Here is a 14,259-nt window from a genome sequence, read left to right on the forward strand (position 1 = left end):
ATCAAAAATAGCCTTTAAAGCAACAGCTACCGTATCACCGGCGGTGTCTGTTATCACCAAATTCGACCCTACTACAGCAAACGATTGGTTGGTCGTATTTAAACTGCTCCAGTCAACATCTGTCAAAACACCAGTTTCGTTGTAATATTGGAATTTATTGGTCGTGCTGTTATACACCACGTTGCCATAAGTACCACTGAGGTTGTTGATGATTTTATTGATCACGTTTTGATTGTTGAAAATCTGATCCAAGTGCGTGTTCGTAATAGCCGTAACAAATTCCTGATTATTAAAAATCTCACTTAAAAGCACTTGTACCTTATTACCTTCACTATCTTCCAATACCAATTTACTATCCAACTGGTCAACTGACAGCCTTACATTGACTGTATTTTGAGTAGGCATAGACGCCATGTCTTCTACATTAACAATCCTTAACCATTTACCATCCATCCAATAGTAATATCCAGCACCTAATACCGCATTTGTATTAAACACCAATAAACTATTAATATTTCCAGCACTAATTGTAGTTTGATCTACAGTACTTATAAGGGAAACTCTCGGTATTAAAATCCCTTTATTCGAAGCCACTATCTCCAACTGAGATGATTCATTAGGCATTTGCGTTCCGATACCCACTTGAGAATATCCCGTTGCTATAATACCCATTAAGAAAACTACTGAAAGTAATCTTTTTTTCATAATTTCTATATTTAAATTCTTTCTGTACATTTGGACACTACATCAAAAAAAAGTCACATACATTTTTCATAAAAAATATATGAAATTAACATTTTAACATATTTTTTTTACCAAAGTTTACTCAATAAAATCAAAACGAAACATAATAAAATAGTAAAAAACATTTTTTATTAACCCATCTTTTAAGAAAAATAATAGGGGTTTACAACATCCCTTTCTGTCGTTTCCATTCAATATTTCTTAAAAAAACTTAACATAAAAAATGCTTGGGGAATTGTATATAAAACAAATACTGCATTATTGAGAAAACAGAATTACCTCAATAATACAGTATCATATATAAAGAACCACTTTTAAAGCTCCTGTATAGAAAGCAGAGTACCTTCGTGCTGTCCAACTGGTTTACCAGCGATATAGGTTGTCGTATTGTCGGCAGGTCCTTTTGCTTCTAAAATTAATTTAATGCCGTGTTGTCCGGAATAAACATAACACACCGGATAAGTTCCAGTTCCTTTAACGGTATTTACAGAGCTTGACTGTACGGTTCCCGGACTACTTAAATACATTTTTGCACTACCGGAAGGAACTTCAGCAAGTTTAAACTGTGTTTTGAGATAGGTTGGAGAGGAAGAGATACCTATACCAACTATGGCTGATATTTTATATGACTTTCCAGGTCCTAAGACCAAAATCGACTGATCACTTCCTTCTAGAGAGACATCGTTATGAAATCTACTCGCTGTAGAAACATCGTTCCAACTGACTGCCGTTCCCGAACTAAGAACTCGTTGTTGACTAAGCGGTCTATTGACTTGAGCGATAACCTTTTCCGCAACGATATTGGTGTATCTATCTAATTTTTCCCACTTTTCCTCTATACCGTCGTAGTAGTAATACCCCTGTTCAGTAACTGCTTCTGTCTTTCTACTGAGGCCCGTTTGTCCTAAAGGCTTAACTACAAAAACCATAATTCCATCATGATTCGCTGTATATAATTCCTCTTTTCCCATCAATTCTACTCCTGAAATCTGAGGAACTTTTAAACCATTAGGTATAGTCGAATCGGCATTATCAGCAATCTCTAAAACAACCTTAGATTCCTTAGTGTTTACGCCTATTTTTTGGGAATACCCTCCTATTGAAAACAACAGTATTACTATATATATATTTCTCATAATTAAAAATCATATTCACTATAACTCTTCTACGATAAGATGGGTATAATAATACGCATCCTGATTTTCCGAACCTGCTAAAACTAAATTTCTATTCCCAAAAGAATGCCCGTAAACTGGTGCATTTAACCTAATAGCCATTGCCTGACTATGTGTATTGATTACAGTAGTTGCATAAACCACCCCTCCATCTTGGTAGGCCTCATTACCCGTTTCGAGATATCCCCATGAAGAAACCGCTAAAGGTGCCGTAGTCTGGGATTCAAATCGGGTTACAACATATCCCGGTCTTCTGGCTCCAACTATACTGATCATGGCAGTGATTTTAAACAAATGCCCTTTAGGAAATCTTAGGGTAGTTTGATCGGCATCAATTCGAAGGTTATTTGAAGCTGGTGTTCCCTCAATTTGATGCCAGGTTAAGTAATTATTTACAAAATTGGCACTGTTGTTATTTGATGGATAATTCAGGTTAAAATCGCCACTTCTTGAAATTTTTGCGAATATCAATTCATCGTCTTCAATAATATTGGTATAGCGCTTTCCCAACGGGCTCCAAATTCCTTGACGACTGTCATAATAGTAATACCCCCTTCTGATGACTTCTCTTAAGACACCATTTGGATTCTGCGCTGCTTCTGTCACATATATCAAAACGCCGTCATATTCCGAACCTACAACACCAGCCAACTCCCTAGCCGGCATTCGGGGAAAAAGTACCCCAACGGCTTCCTGAGTCCCTTCTTGTTTATTGATATGCAAGGATACTTTAGGTTCATGCTCGTTTATTCCAGTTTGCCCATAAAACGGCCCCAACACTAAAAACACAAATAATAAAGCTGTATTTTTCATATTATATTTCTTCTATTATTAAGTAAGACCCAATAGTATTGTGTGCGGGTCCTCCAGCTATATTGGTCCGCAAATTCCCTTCCCTTGTAGCATTAGTTTTTATTATGGCTCCCGATACCCCAGTATAAATTATAATCATGGCAGGAGTTGACCCGCCCGCATTGGATGCATTATAATTGGATGACCGAGCAAACCCCTGACTAGATTCATACACTTGAACTGTTGAATCGGGATTAACAACTATAAATTCACTTCTTAAGCTAGAAGCAATTTTTCGCTGAGCGTCGCTACCAGCTCCATATCCAACTGGAATCATTCCCTGAATCTTTAAAGTCCGGTATGGAGGTAAAACGATTTCAGTTCCATTATTTCTCAACGCAATTAAATTCTTATTGACACCATCAAAATCTGCATTCCATCTAATAACTTCCGTAGCTGAGGCCATCAATCTAGTAGCAGCACTATTTATAATCACAAAAACCTTAGCTGCTGTCATGGCTGATTTTCCACTAATGGTAGGTTTCCATTGCTGGTAAGGTTCATCGTGATAAACATAAAATCCTTTCTGAGTGACTTCTATGGTCTTGGGAGTAACCATTTCCGCAGGAACTGCTGAAGTTACGTAAATCATTGTGCCATTTTGATTTTGACTATATAGCGCGTCATTTTCCGCTAAATCACTTCCTGTAGTACGAGGCATCAAAACTCCATTTTCTGGAGAAACGTTTGAGCCCTTTAAAATTTCAACGGTAGCTATGGGTTTTTTTGTATTTAATCCTGTTTGAGAAAATGAATGCAACGGAATTCCAAACAGCAATAAAAAAATAATCTTCTTCATCTGAAACTGCTAATGATTAATGCAAATAGAGCACCACAAATCGATTGTTTGTTTCCAATTTTGCCGAAATAGCAAAAAAATTGAACTGTAGAAAAACGACTATCAACTTTGTGCCTACAATATTTTAGACACTTTTACTAAGAAAAGTCACATTTCTACACAAACTATTGTCTGCGAACTGGTAAATTTATTGTACACACAAATATATAACCGCTGTTATCACACCGCTTTTCAATTTCTCAACGGTATCAACTAATTTTTACATTAGTTGAAATACTTTGAACTATCCAGCTTAAAAAAACTATACGAATGATTTTGATTTGACAAAAAAAAGCTGCTTTCAATTTTGAAAGCAGCTTTTTTTATTAAAAATCCAAAAACGGAAAATCCCATTTCAGCAACTAAAACCAGAAATCTATAACCAAGCTATTTCCAGCTGCTTATTGATTATCTAAAAATTCTATAGTACTTGAAGAAACTTTTTTTATTGGCATTAATATTTTATGATTATGGACAAGTAAACAAAGGTAGATATTATCAATAGACACTATAACCCCCTCCATTTGTTCAATTCGAATACGCATACCTACACGTAAGTTTTTACGCGTATAAAAAGAATACAACAACAGTGTGACCATTTCTTTAGACCCCAATCCTAAAGACAGAGCTATAGTTATAAAAATACCCCCCATAATAATGGAGATATTATGGGTAATTATATCCGTGTTGATTCCCGCTTGATTAAGAGCAATAATTGTAAAAAACAAAAACAATACATAGAAGACCATCTTTCCGATGATTTTTGCTCCTTTAAAACCAATTACACCAAAGAAGTTCATCAATGCCTTTTTTACCCACAATGCTAAGTAAAGCCCGGAAACAAAAATTATGACGGAAATAAAGAATTGCGGCATTAACGAAACAAAGATTCCTATTTGCGCAGATACTATTTCTAACCCAAACAAATCTGCCCCGACAACAATAAAAATTAAAACCAAGAAAACTTTAATAAAAGCATCAATAATCAATACCAAATCCAACTTAATTTTAGATCTATTCCAAAAATCGCTTTTACTTAAATGCTGTTGTAATCGCTCTATTTTACTAAAAATCAGCAATCTTTTTATTAAAAAAGAAAGAAGTCGAATACACCACCAACTCAAAAGCGCGTATATTAAAATAACCAATACTTTCAATGCTCCGCTAGCTAAGCTATTCAATAGGGAATTAATAAATTGCGAGGAATCTTCAATATTAAATATCTGAGCAAAACTATTCATCTTTAGCTTGGTTAAATTTATCTTTAGCATTTGTGGTTGTGATATGATTGTCCTTAATCAAGGTTGCCATAACATTAGGTAACTTTATGGTAAACAATTCCGCCACTTCTAAAGACAATTTTATAAGTGCAATATTGTCGGTAACCCGATCTCTTATGACTTCAGGTAACTTTTCGTCATATAAAATTTTTTTAAAAGGATTTTCCATTATTACAACGAATTATAGATTTCTAAAACCCTTTTCTTTGCTCTATGTAGTCTCATTTTCACGGCGCTCTCTCCAATTCCTACTTGCTCCGCAATGGTTTTTATAGACATGTCATCTTGGTACTTCATTAACAATATTATTTTTTCGCTAGGTTCTGCAATTTTTAAGGCTTGCCTAAGTTTTTCAGCATTCATTGCCAGAATTTCTTCATCTGCGATGTCGCTTTCACCTTCTGGAATACTGTAATTATAATCATCTATCAAATCCGTTTCTAGATTTTTCTTTTTTAAATCGCGATTATAAAAATTAACACAATGGTTATATGTAAAAGAAAACAGCCATGTAGAAAACTTTGAATCCCCTCTGAAGGTATATAATTTAACATAAAGCTGTATAAATATATCGTGTGTTAAATCTTGAGCCACAGCATCTGAACCAACAAAACTCCTGCATTTATTATAAACCAAATCTGAATATCGATCATATAAAACACCAAAATAGGTAGCGTCTTCTGTCCTAATGATTAAAGCTACTAGCTGCTCATCGTCCAGATTAATATGTCTTAGTGAATCTAACTCCATAACTACGTTATCTAATGGTCAAATAGTATTTAGACACATCATTTTGAAAAAGTCACATGATCGGAGTATTTTATAATGAATCTAAATTAAATCGCTTAAAATCAATTCTTCTGCGTTAGCGGATAATGATGAAAATAGATCTCGGGTTGTTGAAGAATATCATTTAATACCAAGATATAATTGCTCGATTCCTCCACGGAATTATCAAACAACAAAGCTCTTCCCTTTAGATAACCAATAAAATATTGGCACCAATTAGAATAATTTAGTTCTGCAACGGCATAGGCTTTTTTAAGATAATTTACCGCTTCTTCTTCTGTGAGCCAACCTATTGTAAAAGCGTATCTGATAATCAGCCCTACTCTCTCAATATCCCAACTGGCAATATTGGTAATTCGGTGGTATGCAGGCTCGTTGAATGAATAGCCGCAATCAAAAAAGCGGGACTCACACTTGTCGTCTATAAAGTGATATAATTTGGCTTGTTCGCCCAATAATGTCGACGCAACGGGGTGTTGGGGATGTGATTTCTTCTGAACAAGTACGGTTTCAGCTATATCTTTAAAATTATGCACACTGGGCAAGCTTAACAAACTTTCAATCAATTGTTTGGCGTTTTTAGAATTCACCACGCACCAAGCTTGATTGAGTATGTTTTCAATCCTTTGAAGATCTAAGCGCGATCTTAAGGTACTGCTATCGCTTTTGTGATTGGCCTCTATTAAAAAACTCCCTATTATAAGCAGGTGCTCTGGAACAGTATTCAATCTATATTTACGATAGAAATCGTCTTTCCATCCTGAAGTTTCTTGAGTATATTCCATAATATTTGATTTTTTTGATTACACAACCTAGTAAAAATAGGTTATTTCACACAGTAATACAAAAAACCAGCAAAAAAATAGAGCATAACTAGCTCAAAAAAAGCTTTTATTTCGCCACTACAAAATTCTTTACGGTTCAAAAAACAAAAACCAGCCGGGTTTCAACTGTAACAATTAACGCATGGACAACATCTTTGCAACATACTTACCGATAACATCAAACTCCAAATTTACCACGGTACCTATTTTATAAGTTCCAAATAAAGTGTGCTCCAGCGTATAAGGTATGATGGCTACTTTAAAGGTATTTATACCCGAGTCAACCACGGTTAAACTAGTCCCATCAACGGTAATCGAACCTTTTTCAATCGTTATATTCGATTGTTTTTCGTCGTATTCAAACCCAAAATAAATGCTGCCTTCCGAATCTTCCATCGATATACAGCGCGCCGTTTGATCGACATGACCTTGAACCAAATGACCATCTAAACGAGTTCCCAATATCATAGCCCGTTCTAAATTAACACGATCACCAAGTTTCCACTGGCCCATCGATGTCTTTCCAATAGTCTCCTTAATACCGGTAACTGTATAAGTCGAATCGGTCACAGCTACCACGGTTAAACAAATACCATTATGAGAAACGCTTTGATCAATTTTCAATTCTATAGCCAAAGGCGACCCTATAGTAATATGCAGATTTTCTCCTTCTTTTTCTATATTTTCAATCCTTCCGATGGATTCCACAATTCCTGTAAACATAACTCGATTTATTTTCATTAAATTTGCTTACAAAATTAGCAATAAATTACAGCTTATTATGAACCATCAAGAAGAAAATATAAAGCTCGGCATTTCAATAGGCGACATGAACGGAATCGGAAGCGAAGTCATCCTTAAAACTTTCGAGGACAATAGAATGCTCGAATTGTGTACTCCTGTAATTTTTGCCAATTCTAAACCTTTTTCATTTATAAAAAAGATTTTAGGCAACAATGCAGTAATACACGGTATTGACAAGTTAGACCAAGCTGTAAAAGGAAAAATCAACGTACTAAACCTCTGGAAAGAAACCGTTAATGTAAATTTTGGCACCAACGATTCCACAATAGGGAAATATGCCATCAAGTCTTTTACAGAAGCTACAGCAGCTTTAAAGGAGGGTTTAATAGACATATTGGTTACTGCACCAATCAACAAATACAACATTCAAGACGAGGATTTTAAACACCCGGGACACACGGATTACCTCAATCAAGAATTGGAAGGAGATGCCATGATGTTAATGATTAGCGACCAATTAAGAATCGGTTTATTAACCGATCACATCCCCATAAAAGACGTTTCCAAAGAGATTACAGCGGATTTAATAATTCGCAAAGTAAAAACCCTAAACAAAAGCTTAAAAGAAGATTTTAACATCTTAAAGCCAAGAATTGCCCTATTGGGATTAAATCCCCACAGCGGCGACAACGGAGTAATTGGGCATGAGGAGATTAAAATAATGAGTCCCACAATTAAAAAATTATTTGCCGAAGGTATTTTGGTTACAGGGCCGTTTTCCGCAGACAGCTTCTTTGGTTCCAATCAATATGAAAACTTCGATGCCGTACTCGCTTGCTACCACGACCAGGGATTAACCCCTTTTAAAACCTTGTCCTTTGGTTCGGGTGTCAATTATACAGCAGGATTGAATAAAATAAGAACTTCGCCCGATCACGGAACTGCTTATGAAATTGCAGGAAAAGGTTTGGCAGACCCTACCTCATTTAGAGAAGCTGTTTATTTGGCGATAGATGTTTATAACAACAGGAAAAACAATGCGGAACTCATTAATGAGCCCTTAGTTAGCCGTCAAAAAGAATTTACATCAAAAAAATATTGATAACCTGCTTGTAATTACAATTATTTTATATCTTTGCACGCTCAAATCATGTTCTCATGACTAATGAAAAACAGTTCTTAATTCCTTTTATAGGATTAAAATTAGGAAAACACCAGTTTGAAAATCAAATAGATAAATCGTTCTTTGAACTTTATAATTCTGATGATTTCAACGATATTAAAGCAGACGTTGTCGTTCTTTTAAATAAGAAAAGCACACATCTTGAGTTCTCCTTCTCGTTTGAAGGCTCTGTAAATGTTCCATGTGACGTTACAGCTCAAGATTTTGACATGCCCTTGAAAGGAAAATTAGAGATCATTGTTAAATTTGGAGAGAAATTTAATGAGGATCACGACAAATACGTTGTAATTCCTTTTAATGAACACAAAATAGATGTGGCTCAATATGTTTATGAAATGATTGCCTTATCTATTCCTCATAAAAGGGTTCACCCTGGGGTATTAGACGGGAGTTTAGATTCTGAAGCATTGAACTATTTAGGTTACAGCACAGAAAAGGAAGAAGCGCACGAAGAAATTGAAAGTAACAAAGAGAATGATACTGATCCTAGATGGGATCAATTAAAAAAACTATTAACGGATAAATAATACAGTAAGATGGCACATCCTAAGAGAAAAACCTCGAAAACAAGAAGAGATAAAAGAAGAACGCATTATAAAGCGGTTGCTCCTCAAATTGCTACATGTCCAATAACAGGTGAAGCTCACCTTTACCACAGAGCTTACTGGCATGAAGGAAAATTATATTACAGAGGGCAAGTTGTCGTTGACAAGGCCGTAGCTGTAGCATAATTACCAAGAAAAACAAGGGAAAACTCTCACAATGTGTGAGAGTTTTTTTTGTTATTTAAAACCGCCAAACCATTCCGGCTTTAAATTAACAGCTGCTTTCAATTTTTTTTTGTAATTTCCACCACTTTTTGGAATGTTTTTAATACAAAGCACCCCCATATGACAAAAATAAACGCTGCCATTACAGCCGTTGGATGTTATTTACCAGAATATATACTTACTAACAAAGAGTTAGAGAAAATGGTAGATACCAACGATGAATGGATCACAACAAGAACTGGAATAAAAGAAAGACGAATTCTCAAAGGAGAAGGAAAAGGCTCTTCTTATATGGCTATTAAAGCCTCTGAAAACCTCATTGAAAAAAAGGGATTAGACCCTAAGGAAATCGATTTGGTTATTGTAGCCACTGCTACTGCAGACATGCCCGTCGCCAGCACTGCTGTTTTTGTAGCCACGCAAATAGGCGCAACAAATGCTTTTGCTTTCGACCTTCAAGCGGCCTGTTCAAGTTTTTTATACGGTATGTCAGTTGCCTCTTCGTATATCGAATCTGGAAAATACAAAAAAGTTTTACTTATTGGAAGCGACAAAATGTCTTCCATTATAGATTATACCGACCGTGCCACTTGTATTATATTTGGTGACGCAGCCGGAGCAGTTCTCTTTGAACCCAACCATGAAGGCTACGGCTTACAAGACGAAATATTAAAAAGTGATGCCGTAGGAAGAGATTTTTTAAAAATTGAAGCAGGCGGCTCTATACTGCCCGCATCAGCACAAACCGTTGCCAACAAACAACACTATGTATTTCAAGACGGCAAAACCGTGTTCAAATATGCCGTGTCCAATATGGCCGACGTTAGTGAAAAAATCATGGAACGCAACAACCTAACACATAACGACGTTAATTGGCTAGCGGCTCATCAAGCAAACAAACGCATTATTGACGCTACCGCACATCGAATGAAGTTAGACGAATCCAAAGTATTAGTCAATATTGAGAAGTATGGAAACACTACTTCCGCAACATTGCCGTTGTTGCTTTGCGACTTTGAAAATCAATTAAAAAAAGGTGACAACATCATATTCGCGTCATTTGGCGGAGGATTTACTTGGGGAGCAATTTACCTCAAGTGGGCTTATAGCAAATAAACAAACAACTAACCAATACCCAAAGTATGGACATTAAAGAAATTCAAAACTTAATTAAATTCGTAGCAAAATCAGGTGCTACTGAAGTAAAATTAGAAATGGATGATTTTAAAATCACCATCAAAACAACAGACGCAGGAAGCACAGAAACCACTTATATCCAACAAGTTCCGGTTAACTCTGCTCTTCCACAAGCTACTGCTGCACAACCGACAACACCAACAGCCCCTTCACCAGAAGTAGCTGCTGCTACAGAAGCTGCAAAAATTGCTGATCAAGACTCTAAATACATCACTGTAAAATCGCCAATTATCGGTACATTCTACAGAAAACCATCACCGGATAAACCCGCTTTTGCAGAAGTAGGAACAACTATTAAAACCGGAGATGTGGTTTGTGTGATTGAGGCTATGAAACTTTTCAACGAAATCGAATCTGAAGTTTCAGGTAAGATTGTAAAAGTATTGGTTGACGATGCTTCACCAGTAGAATTTGATCAACCATTATTCTTAGTTGATCCATCTTAAGAAATTTAAATCATTTCTAAAAACCTTTAGAACAAGGATTTAACCCCAAGTAAAATTAAAAATTTCAAAAGATGTTTAAAAAAATATTAATCGCAAACCGAGGTGAAATTGCTCTAAGAATCATTAGAACATGTCGCGAGATGGGTATTAAAACCGTAGCGGTCTATTCCACTGCAGATGCCGAAAGTTTACACGTAAGATTTGCTGATGAAGCGGTTTGTATAGGACCACCTCCAAGCAACTTATCTTATTTAAAAATATCGAATATTATTGCAGCGGCTGAAATCACCAATGCAGATGCTATTCATCCTGGTTACGGATTTCTTTCTGAAAATGCTAAATTTTCAAGAATCTGTGAAGAACACGGTATCAAATTTATCGGAGCTTCACCAGATATGATAGACAAAATGGGCGATAAATCAAGCGCTAAAGCTACCATGAAATTAGCTGGTGTTCCAACGGTTCCCGGTTCTGATGGAATCATTGAAAGCTTAGAGGATGCTAGAACTATTGCCAAAGAAACCGGATATCCCGTTATGATCAAAGCCACCGCTGGTGGTGGAGGTAAAGGAATGAGAGCTATCTGGAAAGAAGAAGACCTTCAAAAAGGTTGGGAAGATGCGCGTCAAGAAGCACTTGCTGCTTTCGGAAACGACGGTATGTATATGGAAAAACTGATTGAAGAACCAAGACATATCGAAATCCAAATCATCGGAGATTCTTACGGAAAAGCATGTCACTTATCAGAACGCGATTGTTCTATTCAAAGAAGACACCAAAAGTTAACCGAAGAAACACCATCCCCTTTTATGACCGATGAACTTCGTGAAAAAATGGGAGAAGCAGCTGTTAAAGCCGCTGAATTCATCAAATATGAAGGTGCCGGTACTATAGAATTTTTGGTAGACAAACACCGTAACTTCTACTTTATGGAAATGAATACTCGTATCCAAGTAGAACACCCTATCACAGAGCAAGTAATCGATTACGATTTGATTCGCGAGCAAATACTCGTTGCTGCTGGAGTACCTATTTCAGGAAAGAATTACCTTCCGCAATTGCATTCTATCGAATGTCGTATCAATGCAGAAGACCCTTATAATGGTTTTAGACCTTCACCGGGTAAAATCACCACTTTACACGCCCCAGGAGGCCACGGAGTTCGCCTAGATACTCACGTATATTCTGGCTATACCATTCCACCAAATTACGACTCTATGATCGCAAAATTAATCACCACAGCTCAAACGAGAGAAGAGGCGATTAATAAAATGAAACGCGCCTTAGACGAATTTGTAATAGAAGGTATTAAAACTACTATACCCTTTCATAGACAATTGATGGATGATCCCAATTATGTTGCCGGTAATTACACCACAGCATTTATGGAAGATTTCACTATGAAACCCCTACAAGACTAAGATTAAAACCGCTAAAACAGCGGTTTTTTTTTGCTCTAAAATCACCTTAAAAAAAACCTACATTTTTTATCTTAAAAATTGTAGATGTCGATAATTATAATATCTTTGAGCATTATTAATATTTTTTTTTTTAAAATGCGAACAGGCAAAGTTAAATTCTTCAACGAAGAAAAGGGTTACGGATTCATCACAGACGACCAAACAGGGAATGATATTTTTGTACATGCTACTGGATTAAACGGAAGTGAACTTCAAGAAGGTTTCCGCGTTTCTTATGTTGAAGAAGAAGGAAGAAAAGGCAAAGTAGCCGCACAAGTAGAGGTAATAGAAGATTAATTATATATTATTTTCCATTTGCTTACAAAACCGTTCTTACTTAAAGAGCGGTTTTTTTATATAATAAATTTATTATTTATAATTAGTCTAATTATTTATTAGCTTAACTGCTGCCGAAAAGCAGAAGACTATCTCTATATAATTTGATATAATCCCCCTTCACAGTATATTTGTGTAATTTATATTAAAAATGCCTATTTTTATGCAATCAACCCAACTCGATTTTATACCGATTTTAATGCAGCTAGGTTTAGCAGCCGGATTTGTTGTATTAACCGTATACGTATCAGGGCTTTTAGGCCCAAAAAGAAAATCACAAAACAAAGATATTAACTTTGAATGTGGAATTGAATCTGTAGGAAACGCGAGAATTCCTTTTAATGTAAAATATTTTCTTGTAGCCATACTCTTTGTCTTATTTGATGTTGAAGTGATATTTCTATACCCATGGGCAGTAAATTTTCAGGAGATGGGCTGGGAAGGTTTTTGGAAGATGGGAATATTTATGTTCTTGTTAATCATTGGCCTGTTGTATGAATTTAAGAAAAAAGGTCTCGAATGGGACTAAACCACAACAGTTATGGACGATAAATCTAAATATAAAATGGCCGATGCACCAGATGGTTATGCTGGAGAAGGATTCTTTGCTACCAAACTAGACACCGTTGTAGGACTAGCTCGTGCCAATTCAATGTGGCCGCTACCCTTTGCTACTTCTTGTTGTGGTATTGAGTTTATGGCAACAATGGCTGCTCACTACGATGTGGCTCGTTTTGGATCGGAACGTATGAGTTTCTCTCCTAGACAGGCAGATATGTTGTTAGTTATGGGAACCATTGCCAAAAAAATGGCTCCGATATTAAGGCAGGTTTACGAACAAATGGCCGAACCCAAATGGGTTATTGCCGTTGGAGCTTGTGCTTCATCAGGAGGTATATTTGATACGTATTCCGTATTACAAGGGATAGATAAAGTAATTCCTGTTGACGTTTATGTACCTGGATGTCCTCCTCGACCGGAACAAATATTAGACGGAATTTTGAAATTACAAGATATTGTAAAATCGGAATCCGTTAGAAGAAGAAGTTCGGAAGAATATACCGATTTATTAAATTCTTATAAAATCAAATAAAATGGCTTTAGAGACTGCTGTTATTCAAAATATGTTGATTGAAAACTTCGGACTATCGGTTACTGAATTTTATCAGCAACACGATATTTTTACTTTTGAAGTTGCACCAGATGCTTTGCATGAAGTAATTGCCTTTTTAAAAGATAATGAGACTTTACGCTTTAACTTCTTAACTGATGTTTGTGGTATTCACTATCCCGATTATACCGAAGACAGGCAATTGGCTGTCGTATATCATATGCACAATTGGCTCGATAATGTACGCATTCGAATTAAAACCTATTTAAGCATAAAAAATCCCGTAGTAAACACGGTTTCCGATTTATTTCTAAGTGCCAATTGGCAAGAAAGAGAAACCTACGATTTCTACGGTATTATATTTAAAAACCATCCGCAATTAAAACGTATTTTAAATATGGATGAAATGGTCTCTTTTCCATTGAGAAAAGAATTTCCTTTAGAAGACGGAGGAAGAACCGACAAAGACGATCGATTCTTCGGAAGAACTGTACACAACTGTTAATAGAA

General features: G+C 36.0%; 18 protein-coding genes and 1 pseudogene. 10 read left to right on the plus strand and 9 right to left on the minus strand.

The features are described 5' to 3' along the window. The 9 genes and pseudogenes from KO524_RS13960 to KO524_RS14000 form a co-directional block, all read right to left on the minus strand. Nucleotides 1-705: pseudogene (locus KO524_RS13960) on the minus strand (hypothetical protein); the annotation flags it as partial. A 353-nt stretch (nucleotides 706-1,058) separates the two neighbouring features. Continuing rightward, nucleotides 1,059-1,880, minus strand: coding sequence for a hypothetical protein (locus tag KO524_RS13965; protein ID WP_219294850.1), 822 nt, complete (start codon nucleotides 1,878-1,880; stop codon nucleotides 1,059-1,061). 18 nt (nucleotides 1,881-1,898) lie between these two features. Further along, nucleotides 1,899-2,732 (minus strand): hypothetical protein, encoded by an 834-nt coding sequence (locus KO524_RS13970; protein WP_219294851.1) that lies wholly within the window; start codon nucleotides 2,730-2,732, stop codon nucleotides 1,899-1,901. A 1-nt stretch (nucleotide 2,733) separates the two neighbouring features. Next, entirely contained in the window at nucleotides 2,734-3,570 is an 837-nt protein-coding gene (locus KO524_RS13975) for a hypothetical protein (protein WP_219294852.1), read from the minus strand. 440 nt (nucleotides 3,571-4,010) lie between these two features. Beyond that, the gene (locus tag KO524_RS13980; protein WP_219294853.1) at nucleotides 4,011-4,850 is read right to left on the minus strand and encodes a hypothetical protein; all 840 of its coding nucleotides are present in this window, start codon (nucleotides 4,848-4,850) and stop codon (nucleotides 4,011-4,013) included. After that, complete coding sequence (locus tag KO524_RS13985; protein WP_219294854.1) at nucleotides 4,843-5,058, minus strand: hypothetical protein; 216 nt, start codon at nucleotides 5,056-5,058, stop codon at nucleotides 4,843-4,845. The genes KO524_RS13980 and KO524_RS13985 overlap by 8 nt, the downstream gene beginning before the upstream one ends. Nucleotides 5,059-5,060: 2 nt before the next feature. Continuing rightward, nucleotides 5,061-5,639, minus strand: a complete 579-nt coding sequence (locus KO524_RS13990) for an RNA polymerase sigma factor (RefSeq protein WP_219294855.1) — start codon at nucleotides 5,637-5,639, stop codon at nucleotides 5,061-5,063. Nucleotides 5,640-5,740: 101 nt separating this feature from the next. Next, nucleotides 5,741-6,463: a DUF1266 domain-containing protein gene (locus tag KO524_RS13995; RefSeq protein WP_219294856.1), complete on the minus strand. Its 723-nt coding sequence runs from the start codon at nucleotides 6,461-6,463 to the stop codon at nucleotides 5,741-5,743. A gap of 174 nt (nucleotides 6,464-6,637) precedes the next feature. Continuing rightward, nucleotides 6,638-7,225: a riboflavin synthase gene (locus KO524_RS14000; RefSeq protein ID WP_219294857.1), complete on the minus strand. Its 588-nt coding sequence runs from the start codon at nucleotides 7,223-7,225 to the stop codon at nucleotides 6,638-6,640. 58 nt (nucleotides 7,226-7,283) lie between these two features. Here KO524_RS14000 and pdxA point away from each other — a divergent pair, with 58 nt between their 5' ends. From pdxA to KO524_RS14050, 10 genes are all read left to right on the plus strand, one after another. Continuing rightward, nucleotides 7,284-8,348: a 4-hydroxythreonine-4-phosphate dehydrogenase PdxA gene (gene pdxA, locus KO524_RS14005; RefSeq protein WP_219294858.1), complete on the plus strand. Its 1,065-nt coding sequence runs from the start codon at nucleotides 7,284-7,286 to the stop codon at nucleotides 8,346-8,348. 56 nt (nucleotides 8,349-8,404) lie between these two features. Continuing rightward, complete coding sequence (locus KO524_RS14010) at nucleotides 8,405-8,956, plus strand: DUF177 domain-containing protein (RefSeq protein ID WP_219294859.1); 552 nt, start codon at nucleotides 8,405-8,407, stop codon at nucleotides 8,954-8,956. 9 nt (nucleotides 8,957-8,965) lie between these two features. Next, on the plus strand, nucleotides 8,966-9,160 hold the full coding sequence (gene rpmF, locus KO524_RS14015; RefSeq protein WP_219294860.1) for a 50S ribosomal protein L32: 195 nt from the start codon (nucleotides 8,966-8,968) through the stop codon (nucleotides 9,158-9,160). A 159-nt stretch (nucleotides 9,161-9,319) separates the two neighbouring features. Further along, the gene (locus tag KO524_RS14020; RefSeq protein ID WP_219294861.1) at nucleotides 9,320-10,315 is read left to right on the plus strand and encodes a beta-ketoacyl-ACP synthase III; all 996 of its coding nucleotides are present in this window, start codon (nucleotides 9,320-9,322) and stop codon (nucleotides 10,313-10,315) included. A gap of 26 nt (nucleotides 10,316-10,341) precedes the next feature. Further along, nucleotides 10,342-10,842, plus strand: a complete 501-nt coding sequence (accB, locus tag KO524_RS14025) for an acetyl-CoA carboxylase biotin carboxyl carrier protein (RefSeq protein ID WP_219294862.1) — start codon at nucleotides 10,342-10,344, stop codon at nucleotides 10,840-10,842. Nucleotides 10,843-10,913: 71 nt separating this feature from the next. Then, nucleotides 10,914-12,263, plus strand: coding sequence for an acetyl-CoA carboxylase biotin carboxylase subunit (gene accC, locus KO524_RS14030; protein WP_219294863.1), 1,350 nt, complete (start codon nucleotides 10,914-10,916; stop codon nucleotides 12,261-12,263). A gap of 135 nt (nucleotides 12,264-12,398) precedes the next feature. Continuing rightward, the gene (locus tag KO524_RS14035) at nucleotides 12,399-12,599 is read left to right on the plus strand and encodes a cold-shock protein (RefSeq protein WP_219294864.1); all 201 of its coding nucleotides are present in this window, start codon (nucleotides 12,399-12,401) and stop codon (nucleotides 12,597-12,599) included. Between the two features lie 202 nt (nucleotides 12,600-12,801). After that, nucleotides 12,802-13,167: an NADH-quinone oxidoreductase subunit A gene (locus KO524_RS14040; RefSeq protein ID WP_219294865.1), complete on the plus strand. Its 366-nt coding sequence runs from the start codon at nucleotides 12,802-12,804 to the stop codon at nucleotides 13,165-13,167. Between the two features lie 12 nt (nucleotides 13,168-13,179). Next, entirely contained in the window at nucleotides 13,180-13,731 is a 552-nt protein-coding gene (locus KO524_RS14045; RefSeq protein ID WP_219294866.1) for an NADH-quinone oxidoreductase subunit B, read from the plus strand. A gap of 1 nt (nucleotide 13,732) precedes the next feature. Then, a complete protein-coding gene (locus KO524_RS14050; RefSeq protein ID WP_219294867.1) occupies nucleotides 13,733-14,254 on the plus strand; it encodes an NADH-quinone oxidoreductase subunit C in 522 nt (173 codons plus the stop codon). The last annotated feature ends 5 nt before the right edge of the window (nucleotides 14,255-14,259 follow it).

The organism is Flavobacterium sp. NKUCC04_CG (assembly GCF_019345525.1).
Lineage (GTDB): Bacteria > Bacteroidota > Bacteroidia > Flavobacteriales > Flavobacteriaceae > Flavobacterium.

Excerpts from the sequence above, each read along its gene's own strand:
- accC (WP_219294863.1), top strand. The coding sequence starts at position 10,914 with ATGTTTAAAAAAATATTAATCGCAAACCGAGGTGAAATTGCTCTAAGA.
- KO524_RS13965 (WP_219294850.1), bottom strand. The coding sequence starts at position 1,880 with ATGAGAAATATATATATAGTAATACTGTTGTTTTCAATAGGAGGGTAT.
- KO524_RS13985 (WP_219294854.1), bottom strand. The coding sequence starts at position 5,058 with ATGGAAAATCCTTTTAAAAAAATTTTATATGACGAAAAGTTACCTGAA.
- KO524_RS13995 (WP_219294856.1), bottom strand. The coding sequence starts at position 6,463 with ATGGAATATACTCAAGAAACTTCAGGATGGAAAGACGATTTCTATCGT.
- KO524_RS14035 (WP_219294864.1), top strand. The coding sequence starts at position 12,399 with ATGCGAACAGGCAAAGTTAAATTCTTCAACGAAGAAAAGGGTTACGGA.
- KO524_RS14010 (WP_219294859.1), top strand. The coding sequence starts at position 8,405 with ATGACTAATGAAAAACAGTTCTTAATTCCTTTTATAGGATTAAAATTA.
- pdxA (WP_219294858.1), top strand. The coding sequence starts at position 7,284 with ATGAACCATCAAGAAGAAAATATAAAGCTCGGCATTTCAATAGGCGAC.
- KO524_RS13975 (WP_219294852.1), bottom strand. The coding sequence starts at position 3,570 with ATGAAGAAGATTATTTTTTTATTGCTGTTTGGAATTCCGTTGCATTCA.
- KO524_RS13990 (WP_219294855.1), bottom strand. The coding sequence starts at position 5,639 with ATGGAGTTAGATTCACTAAGACATATTAATCTGGACGATGAGCAGCTA.
- accB (WP_219294862.1), top strand. The coding sequence starts at position 10,342 with ATGGACATTAAAGAAATTCAAAACTTAATTAAATTCGTAGCAAAATCA.
- KO524_RS14050 (WP_219294867.1), top strand. The coding sequence starts at position 13,733 with ATGGCTTTAGAGACTGCTGTTATTCAAAATATGTTGATTGAAAACTTC.
- KO524_RS14040 (WP_219294865.1), top strand. The coding sequence starts at position 12,802 with ATGCAATCAACCCAACTCGATTTTATACCGATTTTAATGCAGCTAGGT.
- rpmF (WP_219294860.1), top strand. The coding sequence starts at position 8,966 with ATGGCACATCCTAAGAGAAAAACCTCGAAAACAAGAAGAGATAAAAGA.
- KO524_RS14020 (WP_219294861.1), top strand. The coding sequence starts at position 9,320 with ATGACAAAAATAAACGCTGCCATTACAGCCGTTGGATGTTATTTACCA.
- KO524_RS14045 (WP_219294866.1), top strand. The coding sequence starts at position 13,180 with ATGGACGATAAATCTAAATATAAAATGGCCGATGCACCAGATGGTTAT.
- KO524_RS13980 (WP_219294853.1), bottom strand. The coding sequence starts at position 4,850 with ATGAATAGTTTTGCTCAGATATTTAATATTGAAGATTCCTCGCAATTT.
- KO524_RS14000 (WP_219294857.1), bottom strand. The coding sequence starts at position 7,225 with ATGTTTACAGGAATTGTGGAATCCATCGGAAGGATTGAAAATATAGAA.
- KO524_RS13970 (WP_219294851.1), bottom strand. The coding sequence starts at position 2,732 with ATGAAAAATACAGCTTTATTATTTGTGTTTTTAGTGTTGGGGCCGTTT.